Below are 21473 nucleotides of genomic sequence, written 5' to 3'. Positions count from 1 at the left end.
GGCGTGCGTGTGCGTGGGGGGGGCAGCCAGGCGTGTCTGCTTTTGGAGGGGGTGGTGGAGGGTGGGCGGGGGGGGAGGGAAGGAAGGGGGTCAGCCGCGGACGCCGTGGAGGGTCATCGCGACCGCCGCCTCCGTGATCTCCGTCGGATCCTCCGCCGCGCCCAGTTCGATACGGCGGACCGCGGCGTCGACGACGCCCTGGAGGAGCATCGCGGCGAGCCTCGGCTGCTTGTGGCCCAGGGCGCCCAGGGCCTCGACGATCATGGCGATCAGGCCGCCGTGTGCGGCGCGGATCTTCTCGCGGGCGCCGGCGTCCAGCTCACCCGCCGAGATCGCGACGACCGCGCGGTGCCGGCGGTCGCCGACGAGGGCGAGCTGCTGCCGTACGTACGCCTCGATCTTGGCCTCGGGCGTCTCGACGCGCTCCATCGCGGCCTCGACCTCCGCGGCCCATACCGGGAAGTCGACCGCGCACAGCTCTTCGACGACGGCGGCGCGGGAGCGGAAGTACTCGTACACGGAGGACCGCGCGAGGCCTGTGCGCTCGGCGAGGGCGGGGAAGGACAGCGCCTCCGTCCCGCCTTCGGACAGCAGAGTACGAGCAGCGTCCAACAGGGCGTCGCGCTGCATGGTCCGGTGCTCGGCCACGGAGGCCGCTCGAATCCTGGGCACGCCACCACTGTACGGATGCGGTCCGGGCGGCGGCACTCCGCGGCACGGCCTAACGCCGTCAGTGGAGCTCAGCGCCCCACATCGGCCAGCTTGGCGCGCAGCTGCAGGACGGACTTGGTGTGGATCTGGCTGACCCGGCTCTCGGTGACGCCGAGGACGTTGCCGATCTCGGCGAGGGTGAGCCCTTCGTAGTAGTAGAGCGTGACGACGGTCTTCTCGCGTTCGGGGAGCGTGTTGATGGCGCGGGCGAGCAGGCGCCGCAGTTCACGGTCCTCGGCGATCTCGACCGGGTTCTCGGCCGCGGTGTCCTCGAGCGTGTCCATCAGGCTCAGCCGGTCGCCGCCCTCGCCGCCGGCGTGCAGCAGTTCTTCCAGGGCGACGACGTTGGCCAGGGACAACTGACTGAAGACCGTGTGCAGTTCCTCGAGCGCGATGCCCATCTCCGCGGCCACCTCGGCCTCGGACGGAGTGCGGCGCAGTTGGGCTTCGAGCGTGGCGTACGCACGCTCGACCGCTCGCGCCTTCTGGCGGACCGAGCGCGGAATCCAGTCCAGGGCGCGCAGTTCATCGATCATGGCGCCGCGGATGCGGGTGATCGCGTACGTCTCGAACTTGATGGACCGTTCCGGCTCGAACTTCTCAATGGCGTCGATCAGCCCGAAGACGCCGGAGGAGACAAAGTCTGCTTGCTCGACATTGGGCGGCAGACCGACACTGACGCGTCCCGCGACGTATTTGACCAGCGGCGAGTAGTGCAGGATCAGCTGCTCCCGCAGGCGTTCGTCACCCGTCGCCTTGTAGGAGCGCCAGAGCTCCTCTAGCGAGGTGGGCGCTGCCGGGCGCACGCTGCCGCGGGCGGCGGGGGGTGCCGCCGCGCGGTCAGACCCGGAAGTGTGCTGGGGCATTCGTCGCCTTGAGCCGTTCTGCCGAGACGCTGGTGAAGAGGTGCGTGAGGGTCGTGTGGTCCGTGGAGGGCGGATGCCTTGCGAGCGTAGCGTGACTACGGTGTCGCAGTGTGCGATCGCGGCGTGTTCGTGCGTGCGCAGATTCGTCCGGTAGTCCGCACCCTCGGATGACGACGGGAGCCTGCACGGCCGTCCGCACGAAACTCGCAAAGATGCACCCTGCGGTCATTCCCCTCACCCTTTCACCCGTTCGCCCCAGGTCAAGGACCGCCTCGCCGGTAACCTCCTGCCGAATGGGCACCAGGAAGCAACTCCCAGCGAGTACCGCATCTTTGAACGAATCCGAGCGCCTGTAGTTCGAAGAGCTTCGCTTGGGTCACTTCCAGGGCCGTACCCGAGTCACGGGCGATCTTCGAGGCATCGATCGCGCCCCTCAACGGCAGGGCTTCGAGCAGGCGGGTGGCCACCGGATCCAGAAGATCGCGGGCCAGGACCGGGCCGCGGGCGGCGGGGGCAAGATCACCGATGCTGCCCACCAGTTCGACCACCTCGGCCGCACTGGCGACCAGTACGGCCTCGCCTCGCAGCAGTTGGTGGACACCTGCCGACAAGCCGCTGGTGACCGGGCCGGGAACACCCATCGTGAACCGCCCCAGCTCGGCGGCGCGGCGGGCGGTGGCCAGTGATCCGCTGCGCAGCGCGGCCTCGACGACGACCGTTCCCCGGGTGAGGGCGGCGATCACACGGTTGCGCTGGATGAACCGGCTCGCGGTCGGATGAGCACCGGGTGGCAACTCCGCGATGATCAGGCCCTGTTCGGCGATGCGTCCGATCAGCTCGGTGTGCCCACTGGGGTAGATGTGGTCGACACCGGAGGCCAGGACCGCCACGGTCGGGCCGCCTGCCGCCAAGGTGCCGCGGTGCGCAGCGCCGTCCACGCCGTACGCGGCACCCGACACCACCGACCAGCCGCGTTCGGCGAGACCCGCGCCCAAAGTCCCCGCCACATGGGCACCGTACTCCGTACAGGCACGGGCGCCCACGAGGGCGACGGAGCGCAGGGCCCACAGGCGCAGGTTCGCCCTGCCGCGCACCCACAGACCGACCGGGCGGGCATCTCCCAGGTCGTCCAGTTGCTGTGGCCATTCCTCGTCGCCGGGGCAGACGAAGCGGCCGCCGAGCGCGGTGGCGGCGTCGAGGTCGGCCTCGGGTGACACTGCCTCGGCGCGTAACCGCAGGCCCGCGATCTTCGCTTCACCGGCTCCTTCTGGTGGGTCGCCGTCTCCGAGGAGGGAGCGCCAGAGCGCCACCGGGCCCATCCGCCGCAGCCACGCGCCGGCCACGTCGTCGCCCGGTTCGAGAACACGGGTGAGGGCTGCTCGGGCCAGCCGATCGGCTTCCGGGGCGGGGCGGGCTTCCCTTCCTTCGGTGGAGCCGCGGTCTTGTCGTGCGGGCAGATGACTGGATGCCCCTTCACGATCGGGCGCGTCTTCGAGAGAGGTCATGTCCGGCTCACCGCCAGGGGAATGCCGCGGCGGACACCGGTACGCAGCTCCAGGGACCAGTCGACGTCCTCGGCCGTCGGGCGGTCGCGGCCCGCGAGGTCTGCCGCGGTCCAGGCGACGCGCAGGACGCGATCCAGTCCGCGGGCGGTGAGCAGGCCGTTCTCCAGGTCGCGCTCGGCCTGCACGAGTGCGCCCGGGGCCACGGTCCACCGGGTGCGCAGTTCATGGCCGGGGACCTCGTTGTTCGTCTGCCAAGGAGTACCGGCGAAGCGGTGAGCTGCGCGTTCCCTGGCGGCGCGGATGCGGTCGGCGACATCGGCGGTGGATTCGCCGCGGGCCCCTGCGACCAGTTCGCTGCGGGCCACCGGTTCCACGGCGATCCGCAGGTCGATCCGGTCCATGAGCGGCCCGGAGAGCCGGGCGCGGTAGCGGCTGATCGAGGACGGGCGGCACTCACAGCCGCCGGCCATGGTGCCGTGGCGTCCGCAGGGGCACGGGTTGGCGGCCAGTTTATGAGGGCCTTTCATTCGTGTCCGTTGTCCGCTTCCTCGTGGACATGGTTTGCTCAGCCACCTCTTCTCAGTCAGCCGCTGGCCTTCGGCTTGGGGAGGTAGAAGGGAAGGAACGCAAGTTTGATCTCTCGGTTCGGATCATCCTTCGAGCGGAACACGAAGTCGTGCCTCTCATCTGTCGCGTTCTGTCCGTCACGCTTGTAGTTCGGATGTTCACGGACCTTCGCGACGGCCTTGTCGATGATCTCGGCTGGGGAGCCGGAGCGGATGAACAGGAGCAAGGCAGACTTAGTGTCACGCCAGACTAGGTAGCTGAGCAGCTGGTCCAGCGTGTCCGTGATCGTCTTGGGGCTCTTCCAAATCTTGCACTCGCCGATGAAGACGTGGCGGTCACCCTCTCGTATGAGGATGTCCGTCTTGCCGTTGTAGTTGAAAACCTCGCCAGCAGCCCGGCCTTCGAACTGGCTGTTCAGTCCGATTAGGAGGAGGTCCCGGATCTGTTCTTCTTTTAGGTGGCTGCTTATTGAAGGTGACCTTTCGAGCTGGTTGCGCTGATTCCTTAGGACTTCGAGGGCAGACTCGTAGTGGGAATCGTCCAGCACCGGCTCAGGCCGGAACGGCTCGGAAGCTGGAGCGGGTCGGCGCGGGACGATCTTCTTGCGGCTGATCGGAACGCTGTAGGTGGCGGCGTCGGGGCGCCTTCGCAAGGGATAGCCGAGAGCTTCCTGGAGATTCCGGTTCTCCAGGATCCTGGCCCTGCGAGCCTGGACCTCGGTGGCGATTTTTTGGGCTGCCGACTCGTTGTATGCCTTGACTTGGTCAGCGCTCCCTTTCACATACTTTTCGATGTTGTCAAGCTGGCTGTCCAGGTCGTGCTTAACTTGCCGAGCATCCCGGTCGACGGGCCCAACGCACTGGAGCCTCAGCTCACCTCTCGAGACAACGCCGGACGGCGCCGTGAAGGTGCGGGTGCTGGGCTTGAGGTCGAACAGGCGGGGTTCTCCGGCGAAGGGCACCGAAACTGTGACAACGGTTCGGTCGACATCAACCATTTCGTCGAAATCGCGAACCGTTTCGACACTCTGCGTAACCGATTCCATCGTGATTCCGGCCCGGTCGAGGGCGAGAGGTTCGATGAGGAACTCTTGCTCCAGAGACCCGCAGATATCGCGTTCCGGTGTGGACAGCAGGCTGTCCTCGTCCCAGCTGGCGACTGCGTTCGCGATCTTTTGTAGTTGGCCATTCAGAGTGGCGGCAAGGTCACCTCGGCGGAAGAGAGCATTGTGCGAGTTCATAAGTCCAGTGTGAAACGGTCGTGCTGACACTGCGCGTTCACTGATATCCGTCACCGCGTTGACGACGGCGGTCGCCGAGGCGGGTAATCCCAGTCACGCCCTGGAGCTCGTCCTCCAGAGCGGATTTGTCCAAGGTCAGCTGGCGGATCGCCTCGGCATAGATCCTCACCTGCTTGCGAAGATCAGTGTTCTCTCGACGGAGCCGGGCGAGGTCGTCCTCTCGCTTGCTCGCGGCCTTCTCGGTCACCGCCTCCTGGCGCCGGGCGACGAGCTGAGCCTTGAACCACTCGATCAGGTCGGAGTAGTTCCGGTAGAACGTCGCATGTGTGACGCCGAGCTGCTTCTCGACGTTGGTGACGGTGGCCCGTCGGTCGCTGGCCTCGCTTTCGGCGAGTTCGGCCGTCATCGCGCTGCGGACCTGCTCCTCGGTGGGCAGGGGGCGGTTCATGGTGCCTCCGGGGTGACGACCTGAGCCGGATCGATGGTCGTGGCGAGGAAGTCGACGATCTCTTGTCGACAGGCTTGCAGGCGGTCGTGGACGAATGGGGCGAGGAGTTCACCCTGAGCGAGCTCACGGTCGTAGGCGGCCAGAGCGTCCCGCATGTGGGCGATGTTTTTGCTGGTCAACGCGACGTTGCGGCAGCGCAGTGGCTGGCAGTCGGGCAGCGACGGGCCTTCCAGCCCGTCCGATCGGCGGCAGAGGGCCCGGTCGCGGTTGTGGACGCAGGTGACGTACTCACCTGGATAGATGTGCGGGTCATGGCGGTTCATGTGCCGCTGGAGCCGCTTGCGGTCGTTGATGACCTTGCCGTCGAACTGGACGTGCCGCTCGAAGGTCGCCAGTCGGCTTTCTGCCTCGGCCGCGGCCGGCCCGGTCAGGCGGTGGAACTCGTGGCTGGTGATCAGGTCGCCGAGCTTCTCCCCGCGGGCGATGGCGTCCTCGGCCTCGACCTCGTCGCGGAACCCCGAATCCGAGGTGCCGGCATAGCCCTCGAACATCTGGACCCGCAGATGCCGGTATTGCAGGGCTCCGGCGATGACGCCGCCGGGCCGACGGGCGATGAACCAGGCCAGCGTGCGGCGGAACTGGCTGGTGGTGATCTTCCACTCCTGTTTGTTGACCAGTGGGACGCTGTCGTCCCGGCCGGTGCGGCGGCAGTAGTCGTTGATCCACTGTCCGAAGGCGATCAGGTCTCTGTTCGTCGCCTGCGTGGTCTTCGCCTCGTTCTGGCCGCCCTGGGCGATGTAGCCGCGCGAGGGCGGCAGGAGTGCGAACAAGAACTTCTGCCGGGCCGGCTGGAGCCGCTCCAGGACATCGACGGCCCGCTGTGCGGGACCGCTGATCACCCAGGTCGCCTCGACCCCGGTGTAGTCCTCCTCGCCCTTGAAGGCCAGGCTCGTCAGTCGGCGCCGAACTACCCGGTCGTCTTCGTCACGCCAGACCTTCACGCATCCGCGTTTGATGTGCTTGACCTCGCTGTCGCGCATCCCGGAGAGGAACGCGATGACGATGTAGCAGGCGGTCTGCAACATGCGGGTCAGCAGCTCGACGTCGTCGTATTTGATCTGTCCGCTCCAGGATCGCCCGTCCAGCAGTCCGGCGACCGGGGCCCGCAGGTAGGAGGCGTCCGCGACGCCCAGCTCGGCGGCGGCCTCCCGGATCATCTTCCCGGCCGTGTAGTGGTCTCCCAGACTCGTGCGGTCGACTTTTGTCTCGCGGGCGAGATGGCTGCGGTTGGGTTCGCCCTTCCACCCCGGGAGCGGGCGGCCCTCGGCCCTGTAGCGGGCCAGGACCCGGGCGGTGGCCTTGATGACCTGGTCGCGTGGGGCGCGTTTCTGCCCGCGGCGGCGGCGGGCCGGCATCGTCCATCGGCTCAGCTGCCGCCATTCCTCGTGGGCGGCCACGATGTCGCTGGCGAAGTCGTCGACGAAACGCAGGGCCCAGACAAGGTAGGGGGCGTGGACCTGCTCCGGGATGCGGTCGGTGACGTTCTCCCGGCGCCGGGCGCCCGCTGAGCGCGACTGAGGCAGCCGCAACCCGACGATCACAGCAGACGGGTCGAAAGCCATGGGGTCGCTGATCTTCGACCGGCACAACCACAGCAGCCTCATGCCCCGGTGGCGGGCGTCCTTGGTGTCCTGGCTGAGCCGCTGCCCAGCGATGTAGCGGGCGAATGCCTCGACGTCCGCCGGGGTGATCGCGGCGACTTCGGTGACGCCGCGGCTCTCCAGCCACTTGAAGACCATCTTCAGCTCGGTCAGGTAACCGCGGATCGAGTCGATGCTGCGGATCGCCTCGCAGCCGGGCGGCAGGTCGCCGCGCAGGAGCGTGAAGCAGATCTCCTTCACCACTGTGCGGAAGGTGGCCGGGATGCGCCAGAAGTTCAGCACGAGATCGCTTTGATGGTTCTGCGTCTGAGCGTGCTTGAGGAGCCAGATGTCCTCACCGAACCGGGAGGTGTCGCTCAGCCGCACTCCGGGCCGCAGAGGACGCCCGGCCAGAACGAGGGCATCGGCGGGGATGCGCACTCGTCCGCGGTTGAGCGCGTTCGGCTGTACTTCGCCGACGGTCAGGTCGGTCACAAGGGCTCCTTGAGTCCGTCGAGGAGGTGGAGGGGTAGGTCCTTGGGCGCCTTCGCGCGGGCCTGCTCCTGCTGGGCCTGGGTGAACTTGGGCAGGATCAGGCGCGTGATGATCAGCCAGGTGATGCCGTGGCGAGCGATCCAGTCGTCGACGCCGCGTGCGTCGAGTTCGTCCTGGAGCCATCGCAGCAGCGCGAACAGCTTCGGCAGGTGGTGTTCCGCCACCAGGGCGTTCGGGCAGCGCAGACAGGTCAGGAACGACACGTTGCAGAGCCCGCCGTCGTTCTGGGGGCTGTGCTCGAAGTCGAGGCAGGAAGCCACCAGCGTGTCCAGTTCGCCGCCCATGGCGGCGGTGAGCTTGTCCGCTGTCGTGTCCAGCTTCCCGGCCGCGGCCGCGGGGTCGCGTTCGGCTTCCTTGGTCATCTGCTCGTCCAGAATCCGTCCCCGGAAGGCGCGGGCGGACGCCTCGGTGTCCTCCAGGGCCTCGGTGAGGATCTGCTCGGCCCAGTCCCGGATGGTCGGGTCGTTGCGCAGGTAGTGCAGGAACGACACGTCCGGCGTGTTGGTTCGCGACGCGGACGGCAGGTGCCCGCCGACTGCCCGCGTGGTGCGGACCTCGGCCGTCTTCTTCAGCCGGTTCATCGTCAGCACCAACGGCTCGGGCGTCGCCGCCTCGTCGGCAGCGTCCGCCGTCAGCCCGTGCCGGGCGACCCATTTGTTCCACTCGAACTGTCGCCCGAGCTTCAAGCCGAACGGGTCGATGTGGCCTTTGGCCGCGCTGCGGGCGGCCTTGAAGTCCTCCGGGCCGCCGGCGGTGTCGCCGGTCCAGATCGACCAGACCCGCTCCGACCTGCTGAACACGCGGCTGGACTCGGCCAGCTCGTTGAGCAGCAGGAACCAGCCGCCGGGGGTGTGCAGACGGGAGCTCTCGCTCCCGGCCTCCCAGTGGATCGTCTCCCGCGTGCGGGCCTTGTTCCGGCGCCGCTTGAGGAGGTTCACCGCGACTGCCCGCCCATCGAGGACTCGGAAGTCGGCGGACAGTTCCTTGATCGTCTCGCCGTTCCGGCCGGACAGGCCCACCCCCATCACCATGAGCGCGGGCAGATCCTGGGTAGTGAGGAACACCTGCCCCGCGCAGTCCCTCTGGGCCGCCAGATCAGGAAGGCTTCCGGCGAACCCCTTGGCCCTCGGCGGCGGGGGAACCTCGCCTGTCTGCAGCATCCGCGCGAGTTTCTCGGCCCGCGCCCGCTCGTCCTCGCTGAGGGTGTGCGGGGCCGTCTCGAACCGCTCGATCAGTGTGCGGGAGGCCCGCAGCCGCTGGCGGATTGCCACCACGTCCTTGCGGGCGGCGGCCATGATCGCTGCGAACTCGCGGTCCGAATAGCCGGGCGGCGGCTCCTTGGAGTGCACCTCCCGCCAGCGACCGTAGAGCTGTCCGGGCCTGTCCAGATACTCCCGTACTTCCTCTCTCAGCAGACCGGTCGGCTGGACTTCCTTCAGCAGGCCCCTGATCTGGGCCATTTCCAGCAAGACGGTGGTCGCCTGAACTGTCATGCGCCGGTGCTGGTCGAAACGTCGCAGGTGGGACAGGGTGAGTCCGCGCAACGTCCGCGGTGGGCGTCTGAGTTCGCCCAGCCACCTCATCAGCCGCACGTTCACGGCCCAGGAGTGGTCCGCGGCGGCGCGGAACCGCAGTTGGCCCGTCGCTCCGGTTCTGCGGGCCCAGGCCGCGGCCAGATCTGTATGGAGTCCGGGACACGGCAGTTCCGCGAAGGAGTAGGTGGCCCGGCGGCCGTCCTCGCCGAAGAACTCGACGACCGGGCCGGCCTCTTCGCGGAGGGCTTCCGGCGCGTAGAAACCCTCTGGCTGAGGCGAGACCCGGCCCCGCCCGGTCCGGCGCCGCTGGCTCGGGATCTCAGGCAGCATCGTTCACCGCCTTCTCGTCCAGGTCCTCCGGGTGAACCCCGGACGGCTCCCACCCGTCGGGGACCAGCGCCATTCGGGTCTCCATCGCCAGTTCTTCCAGGGTGTGCAGGTAAAGCTGGGTGACCTCGATCGACGAGTGCCCCAGTCGCATCCGGACCCAGTTCAACGGGTCACCGAAGATCCGTTGGAAGGTGAAGCGCTGGCGTGGCGTCATCTCCGCCATCTCCTGGATGTGCCCGCGCATGAGCTGTTCGAGGGTGACCACTGCGAAGCTGTGCCGCAGGACGTGGGGATGACAGCTGACCCTCATCCCCAGCCGGTCGCATCGGCGGTTGGCGGTCTTAAAGACTTCCTGCCAGGCCGATGGCTTGCTCGGCATGCCGTACTGGTTCAACCACAAGGCCGCCGGCTCCAGCCCCTGCGGAGTGTCGATCAGCACCCGGCGGCGCTCGTGGTGCTTGAGCTTGGCGATGTTCACGCGCTCGCCGTCGAGCATCACGATTGGCTTGCGCGAGTTGGTGATGATCAGCGGATTGCGGATGCGCTCGTAGGCGCCGCTGTCCCGGGCAGCCTCGACGGCCTCGGCCCGGTCGGTCTCGACGTAGTCCCACACGTCCTTGAGCGGGGACGCCGCGAAGTAGATCCGGCGGGCCGAACCGCCCTTGGCGATGGCCTTCGGCAGCCACGACCTCATGTTCAGCAGGCCCGGCACCACCTCGGGCAGCTCGAACAGGCTCAGACTGGTCTGCTCGGACAGCCGCAGTCCGGTGCGGATCATCGAGTCGCTGTAGGCCGCGTTCCGCGAGGCGAACCGGCCCCGGAACGAGCGGTCCGGCAACCCCTGCGGGGTAAACCCCCGCAGTCCCGCATCACGCCACTGCCGGTAGAGGATCGGCGGCAGCCACTCGATGTCGTTGCGGGGACCCTCATGTGAAGCCTCAGCCGGGGTCTCCTCATCGGCCCGCCTGCGCGGATCACGGCTCCGAGACCTCCGCTGCCGGAACGGGTTGCGGGCCGCGTGCCCCTCACGCACCGCCCAGACGTAGAACCGATGGACCGTAGCGACCTCGCGGTCCCAGGTCGTCAGCTCCACCCGCGGACCTGCGATGTCACTGATCCGCCAGTGCTTGAACGCCGTCCGGTCCTCCGCTGCGGCGACCTTCCAACTCCGACCACCGCGGTTTTCCCACAAGAACTTCAGGAACCGCTTCAGGTCGTAGGCGACGGCCTCTTGCGTTGTCGTCGGCTCGTTCGCCAGCTCGGTCAGGAAGTAGTCGTTCAGGTCGACGTCGTACCGCCCTAACGGGTCGATCAAGTACGGCGATCCGTCCTCGACCCCCCGCGCGTCCAGCCAGTCGTCAAGGTCATCCATTTCGGCCAGCACGTCCGTGCCGGCTCGCGGCTGGGGCAGCTCACGACGCGTGAAGAACACCCGCCACCCCAGCACGCCCGTGTCTCTCGTTCGCACCGCTGGACGCTAACAAGGACATGTCCGAACCCGCATAACTGAGGACCAGCAGGAAGGAGGCCGGGAGCCGCATCATTCCGGCGGCACGGGCGACCACGACGTGCCCGGACTCCAGGGGCTGGCGCAGGGCGTCGAGCACCTTGGCGTTGCATTCAGCGGCTTCGTCGATGAACAGGACACCTCGATGGGCGAGGGACACCGCTCCGGGCCGGGGCAGTCCGCTGCCGCCGCCGACGAGCGAGGCCATCGTGGCGGAGTGGTGCGGTGCGCAGTACGGCGGGCGGCTCACCAGGGGCTGACCGGGCGGGAGCATGCCCGCCACCGAGTGCACCGCGGTGACCTCCAGTGATTCCTTGGGCGACAGGGGCGGCAGCAGGCCGGGAAGCCGTTCGGCGAGCATGGTCTTGCCTGCCCCCGGCGGCCCCTTGAGGAAGATGTGGTGCCGTCCGGCGGCAGCCACCTCGAGGGCGCGGCGGGCGCCGTGCTGGCCCGCGACCTCGGCCATGTCCGGCGGGCGGGCGTCGGGAGGCAGCCCGGCGCAGGACCCCGCGCCCGGTACGACCAGTCCGGCGAGCAGCGGGTCCGGGCGGCCCGGCTCGTCGCCCTCGTCCTCCTCCTCGGGCACCGGCCCGTCGGTGAGCACGGCGATGAGCTGGCGCAGGCTGCGGACGCCCAGGACGGAGATCCCCGGGACGAGCGATGCCTCCGCAGCGGTCCGCTCGGGGACGACCACCTGGCGGTACCCCGCGTCGGCGGCTGCCAGGACCGCCGGCAGCACGCCGCGCACCGGTCGTACCCGGCCGTCCAGGCCCAGCTCGCCGATCATGACGAGGTCGGTGAGCTCGCGTGGGTCGATGAGCTCGGCGGCGCCGAGGACGGCGCAGGCGACGGCCAGGTCGAAGCCGCTGCCGCCCTTGGGGACGGAGGCCGGGCTGAGGCCGACGGTCAGTTTCTTCTGCGGCCACTCGGAGCCGGAGTTGACCACGGCGGCGCGCACCCGGTCGCGTGACTCGATGAGGCTCTTGTCGGGCAGGCCGACGAGGGTGAAGGCCGCGACGCCTGGTTCGAGGTCGGCCTGCACCTCGACGACCACGCCTTCGACGCCGACCAGCGCGACCGAGCACGTACGGGCGAATCCCATCAGGTCACCCCCCGCACGTGGGACACGACGGGCGCGCCGCGGGCGGGGAGCTGGACACCGATCACATCGATGCGGACGCCGCCCGGGGGCGGGCCTCCGTGCGCCGCGGTCCAGTGCTCGGCGAGGAGTCCCAGACGGCGCGCCTTCGTGGGCGTGATCGCCGCCATGGGGTGTTCGTACGGGCCTGCGCGTCTGGTCTTGACCTCGCAGACGACGAACGCGTCGGCGTCGGCGGCGACGATGTCGATCTCTCCGAAGCGGCAGCGCCAGTTCCGGTCGAGGATGCGCATGCCGTGAGCGGTCAGCCATCGGGCGGCGAGGTCTTCGCCGTATCGCCCCAGTCCGGAGCGGCGGCAGCCGCCACGGGCGCAGCCGCCGGGGCTGCCCCGGCCTCGCGGGCGCTTGCGTCGTGTCGTTGCCGAGTCGGCCGCTCGCGGCGGGCGGGGGCCCGACCGGGCTCGTACGGGCTCTGCTGTACCGCTGCCGATCGCTGCGTTTTCTGCTGTGGCGTTCATTCGGCACCACCTCCGGCACCGACTGTGACGCTTCTGCCGCCGAGTATTGGATCTTGGTGGACAACTCAGCGGTTGTGCATAAAGCCGTCACCCGTGGGGGTGAAATGACCGCGCCGCGCGTGGCAGCGGAACGTTCGCCGGCCGGTCACGAGGAAACGGTCACTCAGCCGCTCGGCAGCTCGAGGTCGCTCTTGTTCAGCTCCTCGATGTTCACGTCCTTGAAGGTCAGCACGCGGACCTGCTTCACGAACCTGGCCGGGCGGTACATGTCCCACACCCAGGCATCCGCCATGGAGACTTCGAAAAAGACCTCACCCTGAACGGAGTGCACCTGCATCTCGTAGTCGTTGGTGAGATAGAACCGGCGCTCGGTCTCGATCACGTATTTGAACAGTCCGACGACATCGCGGTACTCCCGGTAGAGCTTCAGCTCCATCTCGGTCTCGTACTTCTCGAGGTCCTCGGCGCTCATGGCAGATCCCCTTCAGCCGTGCGTCCCCCTATTGTGCGTCAGACACTCTCGGTCTCCAGGACCACTGGCGCACTAGGGGGTCCTTCGTCGAGCAGCGTGCGCAACAGCTCGGCAAGTCTGGTCGGATACACCGTCTCATGCGATGCGGAGAGTTCCGTCACCGTCCACCACCTCAGCCCGGCCACGCTGCGCCGTTCCAGCTCCGTCAGGCCGCTCAGGCGGGTCGCGGTGTTGCGTGTACGCGCCAGGTAGTACCACTCGTCCTGGTCCCAGCGCCGCCCGTCGAACGGGAACGAGCAGTGCCGCCGCCACAGTACGGGGCCGAGCTCCGCGTCCGTGATCCCGGTTTCCTCCGCGAGCTCCCGCAGGGCCGCCTCTTCGCGGCTCTCGGTGCCCTCCAGACCGCCGCCCGGCGTGAACCACCAGGTCCTCGACGGTTCGTCCGGTTCAAAGCCGTGCATCAGCAGAACCCGGTCCTCGGGGTCGAGCAGGATCACCCGGGAGACGCGCCGCAACGCGGTGCCCGCCGGTATTCCGGTCTTCTCCTGTGTACCGGTATCCGCTTCAGACACGCGTACGCCTCCTCCGGTTCGCGATCGGCCCGTATGCCGCTCCCCCCAGTATCAGCACCGCGCCGGCCACGATCGCCACCACGAGGGGCTGCACCGGGCCGGGCTGAGACGTGCCGCCGGGCAGGGCCTCGAAGGCCGTAGGCCGCTGCAGCATGCCGAAGCTCCCGATCGGCCACGCCCTGGCGTCCACCCGGGCGTCGACCGCATCGCGCGGCACGGCACCGTGATCGCCGTCCGTGAGGTGCACCCGCGAGTCCATGGAGTCACTGCGGTGATCACCGAGCAGGAAGAGCTGGCCCTGGGGGACCGCGGCCTTGAAGCCGACGGGAGACGCCGGGCCGTTGCCCTGGAGATACGGTTCTTCGATGGGCTTGCCGTTGACGGTGAGCCTGCCGTCGGCATTGCAGCAGGCGACCTTGTCGCCGCCCACCCCGACGACCCGCTTCACCATGGGCATGTCGCCCCACACGGAGTCCCTGAAGACCACGACGTCGCCGCGGCGCACCTCGGAGCCGTCCACGTGCTGTGCCAGGACCCGGGCACCGGCCGCGATGGTGGGCGCCATCGAATCGGTCGGGACCGTGTACGGCCGGTAGAGCACCGCGCCCCAAATGAATCCGCCCAGGAACAGCACACAGCCGACGGCCACCGCCAGACCGGACAGCACGCTGCCCGCGGTCCGGCCGTGGCCGCCGCTCGTACGTCCCTTGCTCCCGCTCATCCCGCGCTCCCACCCCGCGGGCCGCCCCGCGTCGAAGATCCGGGACGGCACCTTACCTGGGGTTACATTCCCCAGTCAGCCTTCGGCCGACGGTCCGATGAGAGCCTTCGGGCGCCGTTTCCCGACGTACGCGGCGCATCGACGACACGTCCGCCGGACGCACACAGATCCCTCACCTACGGGCCGTGCGGTCAGCGCTCGCGGGGCTCCTTGCCGGTCGCTCCCACCGCCACGTTGGCGGGCAGCTTTGCGAGCACCCGCCGGCGCCGCCACAGCACGATCGGCACCGCGCTGGCCACACCCAGCGCCGCCGGCGCCGCGGCCATCGCCTGGCTCAGCCCCGGCTGGTCGAAGGTGTCCGGCACCGGAAGCAGCGACCACCGGTTGACCGGCCAGGCGATCGTGAACGCGCGGCCCACGACCTCGTCCTCCGACACCGTGCCATTGCCCTTCAGGTCCTGGTGGTAGCGCGAGTCCAGGGAGTCCTGACGGTGGTCGCCCATCACCCAGATCCGGCCCTCGGGCACCTTGATCGGGCCGAAGGGCTTGTCACCGCACGGGGTGTTCCCGGCGAAGAGGTACGCATCCTCCTGGAGCGCCTTGCCGTTGACCTTCACCGGTCCGGTGCCCTTGCACTCGACCGTGTCACCACCGACCGCGATGACCCGCTTGATCAGGTCCTTCTCCTCCGCGGACGGCATCAGGCCGATCCAGCTGAGGACCTTCTGGACCGGATTCGGCGTCGGCGTGGGCACTTCATTGAGCCAGCCGCCCGGGTCGTGGAACACGACGACCTCGCCGCGCTCCGGCTTCCCGCCGAACCACGGGGTCAGCTTGTCCACCAGCACCCGGTCGCCGCGCTGCAGCGTGTTCTGCATCGAGTCGGACGGGATCGAGAACGCCTGCACCAGGAAGGTCTTGATGACCAGGGCCAGCGCCAGGGCGATGAGGATCAGGAGCGGCAGCTCCTTCCAGAAGGAGCGCGGCGGCTTCTTGTCCTTCGTCACGCCGCCGTTCTCCTCTTCCCTCTCCTGTCCAGCGTCCTGCGGCTGCTGCTCCTGATGGGCCACGTCCGCTACGGGGGACCTATCGCGCCCCTCTGGTTCTTCGGGCTCTTCGGTTCCGGACCGCGCGCCGACCGCCACGTCCCCCACATTCACTCCTTACTCCAAGCCGCCGCCTGCTCGTCAAACGGTGCAGGCCCACCACTCCCATAACGAGCGGGAGTTCCGCAGGGGTCGGGAGGACGGTCAAACCTTCGGGTGACACACTATGCGGCGCCACAGCCGCCGTCGCCGGTGCGCCCGGCGCGTCGCGTACAGAAGCGTACGTATCGGGCTCTTCCAGGCGCTTCCAATGGTCGAACGGCCAGGCGATCACCACGGCGCGGCCCACGACACTGCTCTCCGCGACCGTCCCCCGGTACGGCTCGTCCAGGTGGTACCGGGAGTCGGCGGAGTTGGACCGGTGGTCCCCCATGACGAAGAGCCGCCCGGTCGGCACGTTGACCTCGAACTTCAACTGCGAGGGCGGATTGCCCGGGTGGACGTACGGCTCGCTCAACGGCGTCCCGTTGACGGTGACCCTGCCGCTCTTGTCACAGCACTTGACGGTGTCGCCGCCCACCGCGACGACCCGCTTGATCAGGTCCTGCTCGTCCGCCGACGGCAGCAGCCCGATGAAGGTGAGCGCTTCCTTGACCTGCTTGACGCCCACCGCGTCGTCGGCCACGGTGGTGCGCTCGCCCGCGAGCCAGTGGTTCGGATCCTTGAAGACGACCACGTCCCCCCGGTGCGGCTCGGCGCCGAACCACGGGGTCAGCTTGTCGACGAGCACCCGGTCACCGATCTGGATGGTCTGCTCCATGGAGCCCGACGGGATCACGAATGCCTGTACGAGGAACGTCTTCAGGACCAGGGCGATCGCCAGCGCCACCCCGATCAGGATCGGTATCTCCTTCAGGTACGAACGCTGCCTGCGCCTCTTGATGCGCTTGGCCTGGCGTCGCCTGTCGGCCCGCCCACCGGTCGCCGGCACGGTCGTACGGGTCGCGGTGCCGCCCCCGCCGAGGTCCGCGCCATAGGAGTCGGCGCCGCGCATACCGGAGCCGTGCGCGCCGTCCGGTACGGAGCCGCGCACCTCCGTAGCGGGGCCCTCCGATGGTGCGCCTGTGCGGTGGTGCCCGTGACGCGGGCGCCCCCTGTTACCCATGGGGCCCTGCCGGAGCCGGTATGCCGTCGAACGCGCGGGGCCGCTCCAGAGAGGTCCAGCGGCCGACCGGCCAGCCGATCCAGTCGGCGCGGCCGATCACCTTGTCCAGCGGAACGGTGCCGCCACCGGGGTCGCCCAGGTGGTCGCGGGAGTCACTCGACCTGGCACGGTGGTCTCCCATGACCCACAGCTTCCCTTTGGGCACGACCACGTCGAAAGGCACGTCCGACGGGCTGTCTCCGGGGTGGAGATAGAGCTCGTCCACCGGTTCGCCGTTCACCTTGATCCGTCCCCGTTTGTCGCAGCAGGTCACCCGGTCCCCGCCGACGCCGATCACACGCTTGATGTAGTCCGTCTCCGCGGGCGGCACCAGGCCCACCGCGGCTCCGGCCCCGCGCAGCAGCTCCGTCACCGGGTTGCCGGCCGGCTCCTCCTGTACGAACGATCCGGTGCCGTCGAACACCACGGCGTCCCCCCGGCGCGGTTCGCCGCCGAATCGGTACGCCAGCTTGTTCACCAGTACCCGGTCGCCGACCTGGAGCGTGTTCTCCATCGACGAGCTGGGGATCAGGAACGGCTGGACGACGAAGGCGCTGAGGAGCCCCACGAAGGCCAGACAGGCCAGCATCAGCAGAACCGGGCCCCGCCGCAGCAGCGGGCGCGCAGCGGCCTCTTCGCGGCTTTCCTCGCGGCTCTCGCCGGACTCCGCCGCCGGCCCCTCGCCGGACACGCTCGCGGGCCGCTTCCGCCGCCAAGAAAAACACCCGAAGCGCGACCCCTGCTCCGCCCCTTGGTCAGGGGCTGGAGAGGAGTCGCGCTCCGGGAGCGTTGAAGGCTGTGCGTCGGTGTCCATCGAGCCCAGAGCCTATCCGGCCCGGGGTTAAGGACACCGTACGGCTGCTCAGCTCTCGCGCTTCTCCTTGATCTTGGCGGCCTTGCCGCGCAGCTCACGGAGGTAGTACAGCTTGGCGCGACGGACGTCACCGCGGGTCACGACCTCGATCTTCTCAACGATCGGGGTGTGCACCGGGAAGGTGCGCTCGACGCCGACGGAGAAGCTGACCTTGCGGACCGTGAAGGTCTCGCGCACGCCGGCGCCCTGACGGCGGATGACGACGCCCTTGAACTGCTGCACACGGGAGCGGTTGCCCTCGATGACGCGGACGTGGACGTTGACGGTGTCACCCGGGCGGAAGGCGGGGACGTCGCTGCGCAGCGACCCGGCGTCGACGGAGTCGAGAAGGTGCATGACCTACTGCTTTCTTCGCTGATGCCACAGGTCATCAGCGGAATTCGTGATGATGGTTCGGAAGCCGGACGAGGAGTCCGGGTGCCGGTCCGTCGGGCGGGCGTCGTTCCCCCTGTGGCAGGGGCGCGCGCCGGACGCACAGCAGCGGCTCATTCTTCCATGGCCTCGGTCGTACGCCCAAATCGCCCGTCCGGTCCCGGGGCCCACCCCAGAATGGAGAGGGTTTCGCGGTCCTTCTTGTCGAAGACGGCGGGGTCGGCGCGTTCGATCAGGTCCGGGCGGTTCCGGTCCGTACGGCGGAACGCCTCGTCGCGGCGCCAGCGGGCGATCTTGCCGTGGTGGCCGCTGAGCAGCACCTCGGGGATGCCGCGGCCGCGCCACTCCGGGGGCTTGGTGTAGACCGGCCCCTCCAGGAGGTCGGCCATCGCCCCGGGTGCGAAGGAGTCGTCCTGATGGGACGCGGCGTTGCCGAGCACTCCGGGGAGGAGGCGGGCGATGGCCTCGACCATGACCAGGACGGGCGCCTCGCCTCCGGCCAGCACGTAGTCGCCGATGGAGACCTCGCGGACGTCCAGCCGGTCGCCGTACTCCTCGATGACGCGGCGGTCGATGCCTTCGTAGCGGGCCGGGGTGAAGACCAGCCACGGCTTCTCGGAGAGCTCGACGGCGAGCTGCTGGGTGAAGGGCCGGCCGCTGGGCGTCGGGACGACGATCACCGGCCGCTCCTCCCCCTCGCCCGACGCGATGACCGAGTCCAGCGCCTCGCCCCACGGCTCGGGCTTCATGACCATGCCGGGGCCGCCGCCGTACGGGGTGTCGTCCACGGTGTTGTGCTTGTCGTGGGTGAACTCACGCAGGTCGTGAATGCGGACATCCAGCTGCCCCCGGGCACGTGCCTTGCCTACCAGCGAGACGTTCAGCGGTTCGAGGTACTCGGGGAAGATCGTGACGACGTCGAGACGCATGATCAGGCGTCCTCACCGCGCGCTGCCCGACCGCCTTCGGGGGCCTCGCCGTCTTCTGGCGCCGGGCCGCCTTCGGGCGTGCTCGAGGAGCTCGCGTCGGCGTCCGCTTCCCGGCTGGAGGCGACCTCCGCCTGGGCGTCGTCGAGCAGCCCCGGCGGCGGGGTGATCACCGCTCGCTGCTCCTCGAGATCGATCTCCGGCACGATCTCCGCGACGAACGGGATCATGACCTGGCTCCCGTCGGGGCGCTCGACGATCAGCAGGTCGTGGTACGGCAGGTGGGAGATCTCGACGATGCGGCCGACCTCGACACCGTCCTCGGTCACCACGTCGAGGTCGATGAGCTGGTGGTCGTAGAACTCCTCGGGGTCTTCGGGAAGTTCCTCGGGGTCGACCTCGGCGATCAGCAGGGTGTTACGGAGCGCTTCGGCGGCCGTGCGGTCCTTCACGCCCTCGAAGCGCAGCAGCAGGCGACCGCTGTGCACGCGACCGGTCTCGATGGTCAGCGGGCCGGTGGACGCGGGGTCGGTGGTCAGGACCGCGCCCGGGGCGAGCCGCAGCTCCGGCTCGTCCGTGCGCACCTCCACCGTGACCTCGCCCTTGATCCCATGGGCGCGCCCGATCCGCGCGACAACCAGCTGCAAAATGCACCTCTTTGCGGCTAAACCGCCGCCGCTCTCGCGGACGGGGTTGCTCACCGATGTGGTTTCTCAATTGATGGTGGGGGTCATGAGTGGGCCGCTTGTGGTGACGGTCCGGGATTCGCCGCCTGGATCCATCGTCCGGCCGTGGTCACAGACGAACAACACGGGCCGGGGAAGGCTTGGAGCCCTCCCCGGCCCGTGCCGGTGTTCCGATGCTCAGCGGACCTGGTCCACATCGACGAGGTCGACACGGATACCGCGGCCGCCGAGGGCACCCACAACAGTACGCAGAGCGCGTGCGGTGCGGCCGTTACGGCCGATCACCTTGCCGAGGTCGTCCGGGTGCACCCGGACCTCCAGGACGCGTCCGCGACGCAGGTTGCGCGAGGCGACCTGCACGTCGTCGGGATTGTCGACGATGCCTTTGACGAGGTGCTCAAGAGCCTCCTCGAGCATGCTCAGGCCTCGGTCGACTCGGACTTGGCCGTCTCGGCCTCGGCCTCGTCCGCCTTCTTGTCAGCCTTCTTCGCCTTGGGGGTGATGGCCTCACCCTTCGGCTCGTCACCGGCGTCCTTGGCGGCGGCCTCGAAGAGGGCGCGCTTGTCGGCCTTGGGCTCGGCGACCTTCATCGGGGCCGGGGCGGGCAGACCCTTGAACTTCTGCCAGTCACCGGTGACCTTGAGGATGGCCGCGACGGGCTCGGTCGGCTGCGCGCCGACACCCAGCCAGTACTGGACACGCTCGGAGTCGACCTCGATGCGCGAGGGGTTCTGCACCGGGTGGTACAGGCCGATCTCCTCGATGGCCCGGCCGTCACGGCGGGTACGGGAGTCGGCAACGACGATGCGGTAGTGAGGCGAACGGATCTTGCCCAGACGCTTCAGCTTGATCTTGACTGCCACGGGAGTGGTGTCTCCTGGTGTTGACGTGGTTGGGCACAACGAGATGCCACGTGGGGTTGCGGTACCCGAGTGCCCGATGGACGCGTCAGCCGGAGGAGAGAGGGGTCCTGTGCGACTGTCGAGTACAGCTAGCCATTGTGCCATACGAGCACGGGGCGGCCGACCTCGGGCCGCCGCCCGCTGACCAGGAGGGCCGATCGCCTTCCGTCGTCCGGGGTGTGGCCGGCCGCGGTCGGTCGGGCGGCCGGCCCTGTGCCCCGGTCAGCCGACCGCGGCCACCTCGGGGATGCGGAACGGCTTGCCGCAGCCGCCGCACACGATGGGGGCCTGGGCGAGCACGGAGGGGACGACCCGGACGTTGCGTCCGCAGTCGCAGACGGCCTTGACCCTTACGCCGCCACCGGAGGAGCCGTGCCGCGCGGCCGGGCCACGGAAGCTGCGGCTGCTGTCGGCCGCAGTGGCGACGGTGTGCGCCTTGAGTGCTCTGCCGAGCCGCTCGATGGTGGGGCGGTACCGCCTTCTGGCTTCGGGGTTGAGCGTGACCAGGGAGAAGCCGCTGCTGGGGTGCGGCTCGTCGGCGTGGTCCAGGCCCAGCTCCTCGGCGATCGCCAGGAATCGGCGGTTGTGGTAGCGACCGGCGCGTGAGGTGTCGCGGACGCCGCGGGACGCGGCGATGCCGTGAACTGCCTCATGAAGCAGCCGTTCGAAGGAGAGCTCGGCGCCGCAGGCGGACGAGGACTCTCCGATCAGGGATTCGGGCGCGGCCAAATCCGGCAGCTCGGGATGGTGCCGTTGAATGTCGGCCCAAGCGAGCGCCAGCTCGGCGGCGAGAACAGGTGTCGTGCTCACGTCGTGACAACGAGCCGGTACCGCTCAGTGTTCCGATTCCGGGGCATCCCAAATAATTTGCACGTACCAGTCAGTTTCCACTTATGCGGCCCGTGGAGGGCGGGTGCGTCTTTCTGTGGACGAGACGCGCACCGGGTGCCGAGCCGGTATGTATCGACGTGTACGTCCGGCACACCGGACGGGCGGACGCCATGGAGCACCTGTGCACCATCGTGTCCCGCGGGCCCCGAAGGGGCGGCGCGGCCTCAGAGCCGGCCGCGCGATCATGGTGATCGTACCGGCGAGGCCGCGACTGTCCGAAGCCACCCCGTCCACGTGCTGCGGACGCCCTACGGCCGGGGGTGCGAAGCGCCGTACGCCACCCGGG

21 protein-coding genes and 2 pseudogenes are annotated in these 21473 nt (G+C 68.9%); all 23 read right to left on the bottom strand.

All coding sequences use genetic code 11. The features are described from left to right. Positions 1–90: 90 nt before the first annotated feature. Positions 91–630, bottom strand: coding sequence for a TetR/AcrR family transcriptional regulator (locus tag IG84_RS0132950; RefSeq protein WP_037801132.1), 540 nt, complete (start codon positions 628–630; stop codon positions 91–93). Between the two features lie 110 nt (positions 631–740). Continuing rightward, entirely contained in the window at positions 741–1577 is an 837-nt protein-coding gene (gene whiG / locus IG84_RS0132945) for an RNA polymerase sigma factor WhiG (protein ID WP_031065541.1), read from the bottom strand. Between the two features lie 260 nt (positions 1578–1837). Continuing rightward, positions 1838–3082, bottom strand: a complete 1245-nt coding sequence (gene dprA, locus IG84_RS0132940; RefSeq protein WP_078649690.1) for a DNA-processing protein DprA — start codon at positions 3080–3082, stop codon at positions 1838–1840. Continuing rightward, a pseudogene (locus IG84_RS0132935) lies at positions 3079–3591 on the bottom strand (magnesium chelatase subunit ChlI family protein); the annotation flags it as partial. The gene dprA and the pseudogene IG84_RS0132935, both read right to left, overlap by 4 nt. Before the next feature lie 74 nt (positions 3592–3665). Then, entirely contained in the window at positions 3666–4889 is a 1224-nt protein-coding gene (locus tag IG84_RS0132930) for a hypothetical protein (RefSeq protein ID WP_031065533.1), read from the bottom strand. A 37-nt stretch (positions 4890–4926) separates the two neighbouring features. Continuing rightward, positions 4927–5337, bottom strand: coding sequence for a hypothetical protein (locus IG84_RS0132925; RefSeq protein ID WP_031065528.1), 411 nt, complete (start codon positions 5335–5337; stop codon positions 4927–4929). After that, complete coding sequence (locus tag IG84_RS0132920) at positions 5334–7472, bottom strand: hypothetical protein (protein ID WP_031065525.1); 2139 nt, start codon at positions 7470–7472, stop codon at positions 5334–5336. The genes IG84_RS0132925 and IG84_RS0132920 overlap by 4 nt, the downstream gene beginning before the upstream one ends. Beyond that, positions 7469–9397, bottom strand: coding sequence for a hypothetical protein (locus tag IG84_RS0132915; RefSeq protein WP_031065522.1), 1929 nt, complete (start codon positions 9395–9397; stop codon positions 7469–7471). The genes IG84_RS0132920 and IG84_RS0132915 overlap by 4 nt, the downstream gene beginning before the upstream one ends. Beyond that, positions 9387–10829 carry a site-specific integrase gene (locus IG84_RS0132910; RefSeq protein ID WP_245659685.1) on the bottom strand — a complete coding sequence of 481 codons (1443 nt, stop codon included), beginning with the start codon at positions 10827–10829 and terminating at the stop codon, positions 9387–9389. The genes IG84_RS0132915 and IG84_RS0132910 overlap by 11 nt, the downstream gene beginning before the upstream one ends. A 73-nt stretch (positions 10830–10902) precedes the next feature. Then, positions 10903–12006 (bottom strand): annotated as a pseudogene (locus IG84_RS0132905) (YifB family Mg chelatase-like AAA ATPase); the annotation flags it as partial. Next, on the bottom strand, positions 12006–12347 hold the full coding sequence (locus IG84_RS0132900) for a YraN family protein (RefSeq protein ID WP_031065512.1): 342 nt from the start codon (positions 12345–12347) through the stop codon (positions 12006–12008). The pseudogene IG84_RS0132905 and the gene IG84_RS0132900, both read right to left, overlap by 1 nt. A gap of 337 nt (positions 12348–12684) precedes the next feature. Next, positions 12685–12993: a DUF2469 domain-containing protein gene (locus IG84_RS0132895; protein WP_003993268.1), complete on the bottom strand. Its 309-nt coding sequence runs from the start codon at positions 12991–12993 to the stop codon at positions 12685–12687. Between the two features lie 38 nt (positions 12994–13031). After that, positions 13032–13565 (bottom strand): NUDIX hydrolase, encoded by a 534-nt coding sequence (locus IG84_RS0132890; RefSeq protein WP_051862725.1) that lies wholly within the window; start codon positions 13563–13565, stop codon positions 13032–13034. Next, positions 13558–14286, bottom strand: coding sequence for a signal peptidase I (gene lepB / locus IG84_RS0132885; RefSeq protein ID WP_031065506.1), 729 nt, complete (start codon positions 14284–14286; stop codon positions 13558–13560). Before lepB (IG84_RS0132885) ends, IG84_RS0132890 begins: the two co-directional genes overlap by 8 nt. 191 nt (positions 14287–14477) lie before the next feature. Continuing rightward, positions 14478–15293, bottom strand: coding sequence for a signal peptidase I (gene lepB / locus IG84_RS38385; protein WP_051862723.1), 816 nt, complete (start codon positions 15291–15293; stop codon positions 14478–14480). 79 nt (positions 15294–15372) lie between these two features. Continuing rightward, complete coding sequence (gene lepB, locus IG84_RS0132875) at positions 15373–16497, bottom strand: signal peptidase I (RefSeq protein WP_031065503.1); 1125 nt, start codon at positions 16495–16497, stop codon at positions 15373–15375. Continuing rightward, complete coding sequence (gene lepB, locus IG84_RS0132870) at positions 16490–17350, bottom strand: signal peptidase I (protein WP_031065501.1); 861 nt, start codon at positions 17348–17350, stop codon at positions 16490–16492. The genes lepB (IG84_RS0132875) and lepB (IG84_RS0132870) overlap by 8 nt, the downstream gene beginning before the upstream one ends. A gap of 48 nt (positions 17351–17398) precedes the next feature. Beyond that, a complete protein-coding gene (rplS, locus tag IG84_RS0132865) occupies positions 17399–17746 on the bottom strand; it encodes a 50S ribosomal protein L19 (RefSeq protein WP_030267158.1) in 348 nt (115 codons plus the stop codon). A gap of 149 nt (positions 17747–17895) precedes the next feature. After that, positions 17896–18711, bottom strand: a complete 816-nt coding sequence (trmD, locus tag IG84_RS0132860) for a tRNA (guanosine(37)-N1)-methyltransferase TrmD (RefSeq protein WP_031065498.1) — start codon at positions 18709–18711, stop codon at positions 17896–17898. 2 nt (positions 18712–18713) lie between these two features. Then, positions 18714–19355, bottom strand: a complete 642-nt coding sequence (gene rimM, locus IG84_RS0132855; RefSeq protein WP_031065496.1) for a ribosome maturation factor RimM — start codon at positions 19353–19355, stop codon at positions 18714–18716. Between the two features lie 216 nt (positions 19356–19571). Further along, the gene (locus IG84_RS0132850) at positions 19572–19811 is read right to left on the bottom strand and encodes an RNA-binding protein (RefSeq protein ID WP_030267150.1); all 240 of its coding nucleotides are present in this window, start codon (positions 19809–19811) and stop codon (positions 19572–19574) included. Between the two features lie 2 nt (positions 19812–19813). Next, positions 19814–20257: a 30S ribosomal protein S16 gene (gene rpsP, locus IG84_RS0132845; protein ID WP_030267147.1), complete on the bottom strand. Its 444-nt coding sequence runs from the start codon at positions 20255–20257 to the stop codon at positions 19814–19816. Between the two features lie 261 nt (positions 20258–20518). Beyond that, entirely contained in the window at positions 20519–21106 is a 588-nt protein-coding gene (locus IG84_RS0132840; RefSeq protein ID WP_031065492.1) for a hypothetical protein, read from the bottom strand. Positions 21107–21473 lie beyond the last annotated feature (367 nt).

The sequence above is a fragment of the Streptomyces ochraceiscleroticus genome, assembly GCF_000720485.1.
In the GTDB taxonomy this organism is placed as follows: domain Bacteria; phylum Actinomycetota; class Actinomycetes; order Streptomycetales; family Streptomycetaceae; genus Streptomyces; species Streptomyces ochraceiscleroticus.
Note: the sequence above shows the minus strand (reverse complement) of the source record. Positions and strands in the feature narration are given on the sequence as shown.

Bases quoted from the DNA above. Each gene is read 5' to 3' on its own strand.
- IG84_RS0132950 (WP_037801132.1), bottom strand. From the start codon at position 630: ATGCAGCGCGACGCCCTGTTGGACGCTGCTCGTACTCTGCTGTCCGAA.
- whiG (WP_031065541.1), bottom strand. From the start codon at position 1,577: ATGCCCCAGCACACTTCCGGGTCTGACCGCGCGGCGGCACCCCCCGCC.
- dprA (WP_078649690.1), bottom strand. From the start codon at position 3,082: ATGACCTCTCTCGAAGACGCGCCCGATCGTGAAGGGGCATCCAGTCAT.
- IG84_RS0132930 (WP_031065533.1), bottom strand. From the start codon at position 4,889: ATGAACTCGCACAATGCTCTCTTCCGCCGAGGTGACCTTGCCGCCACT.
- IG84_RS0132925 (WP_031065528.1), bottom strand. From the start codon at position 5,337: ATGAACCGCCCCCTGCCCACCGAGGAGCAGGTCCGCAGCGCGATGACG.
- IG84_RS0132915 (WP_031065522.1), bottom strand. From the start codon at position 9,397: ATGCTGCCTGAGATCCCGAGCCAGCGGCGCCGGACCGGGCGGGGCCGG.
- IG84_RS0132895 (WP_003993268.1), bottom strand. From the start codon at position 12,993: ATGAGCGCCGAGGACCTCGAGAAGTACGAGACCGAGATGGAGCTGAAG.
- lepB (WP_031065506.1), bottom strand. From the start codon at position 14,286: ATGAGCGGGAGCAAGGGACGTACGAGCGGCGGCCACGGCCGGACCGCG.
- lepB (WP_031065503.1), bottom strand. From the start codon at position 16,497: ATGGGTAACAGGGGGCGCCCGCGTCACGGGCACCACCGCACAGGCGCA.
- lepB (WP_031065501.1), bottom strand. From the start codon at position 17,350: ATGGACACCGACGCACAGCCTTCAACGCTCCCGGAGCGCGACTCCTCT.
- rplS (WP_030267158.1), bottom strand. From the start codon at position 17,746: ATGCACCTTCTCGACTCCGTCGACGCCGGGTCGCTGCGCAGCGACGTC.
- trmD (WP_031065498.1), bottom strand. From the start codon at position 18,711: ATGCGTCTCGACGTCGTCACGATCTTCCCCGAGTACCTCGAACCGCTG.
- IG84_RS0132850 (WP_030267150.1), bottom strand. From the start codon at position 19,811: ATGCTCGAGGAGGCTCTTGAGCACCTCGTCAAAGGCATCGTCGACAAT.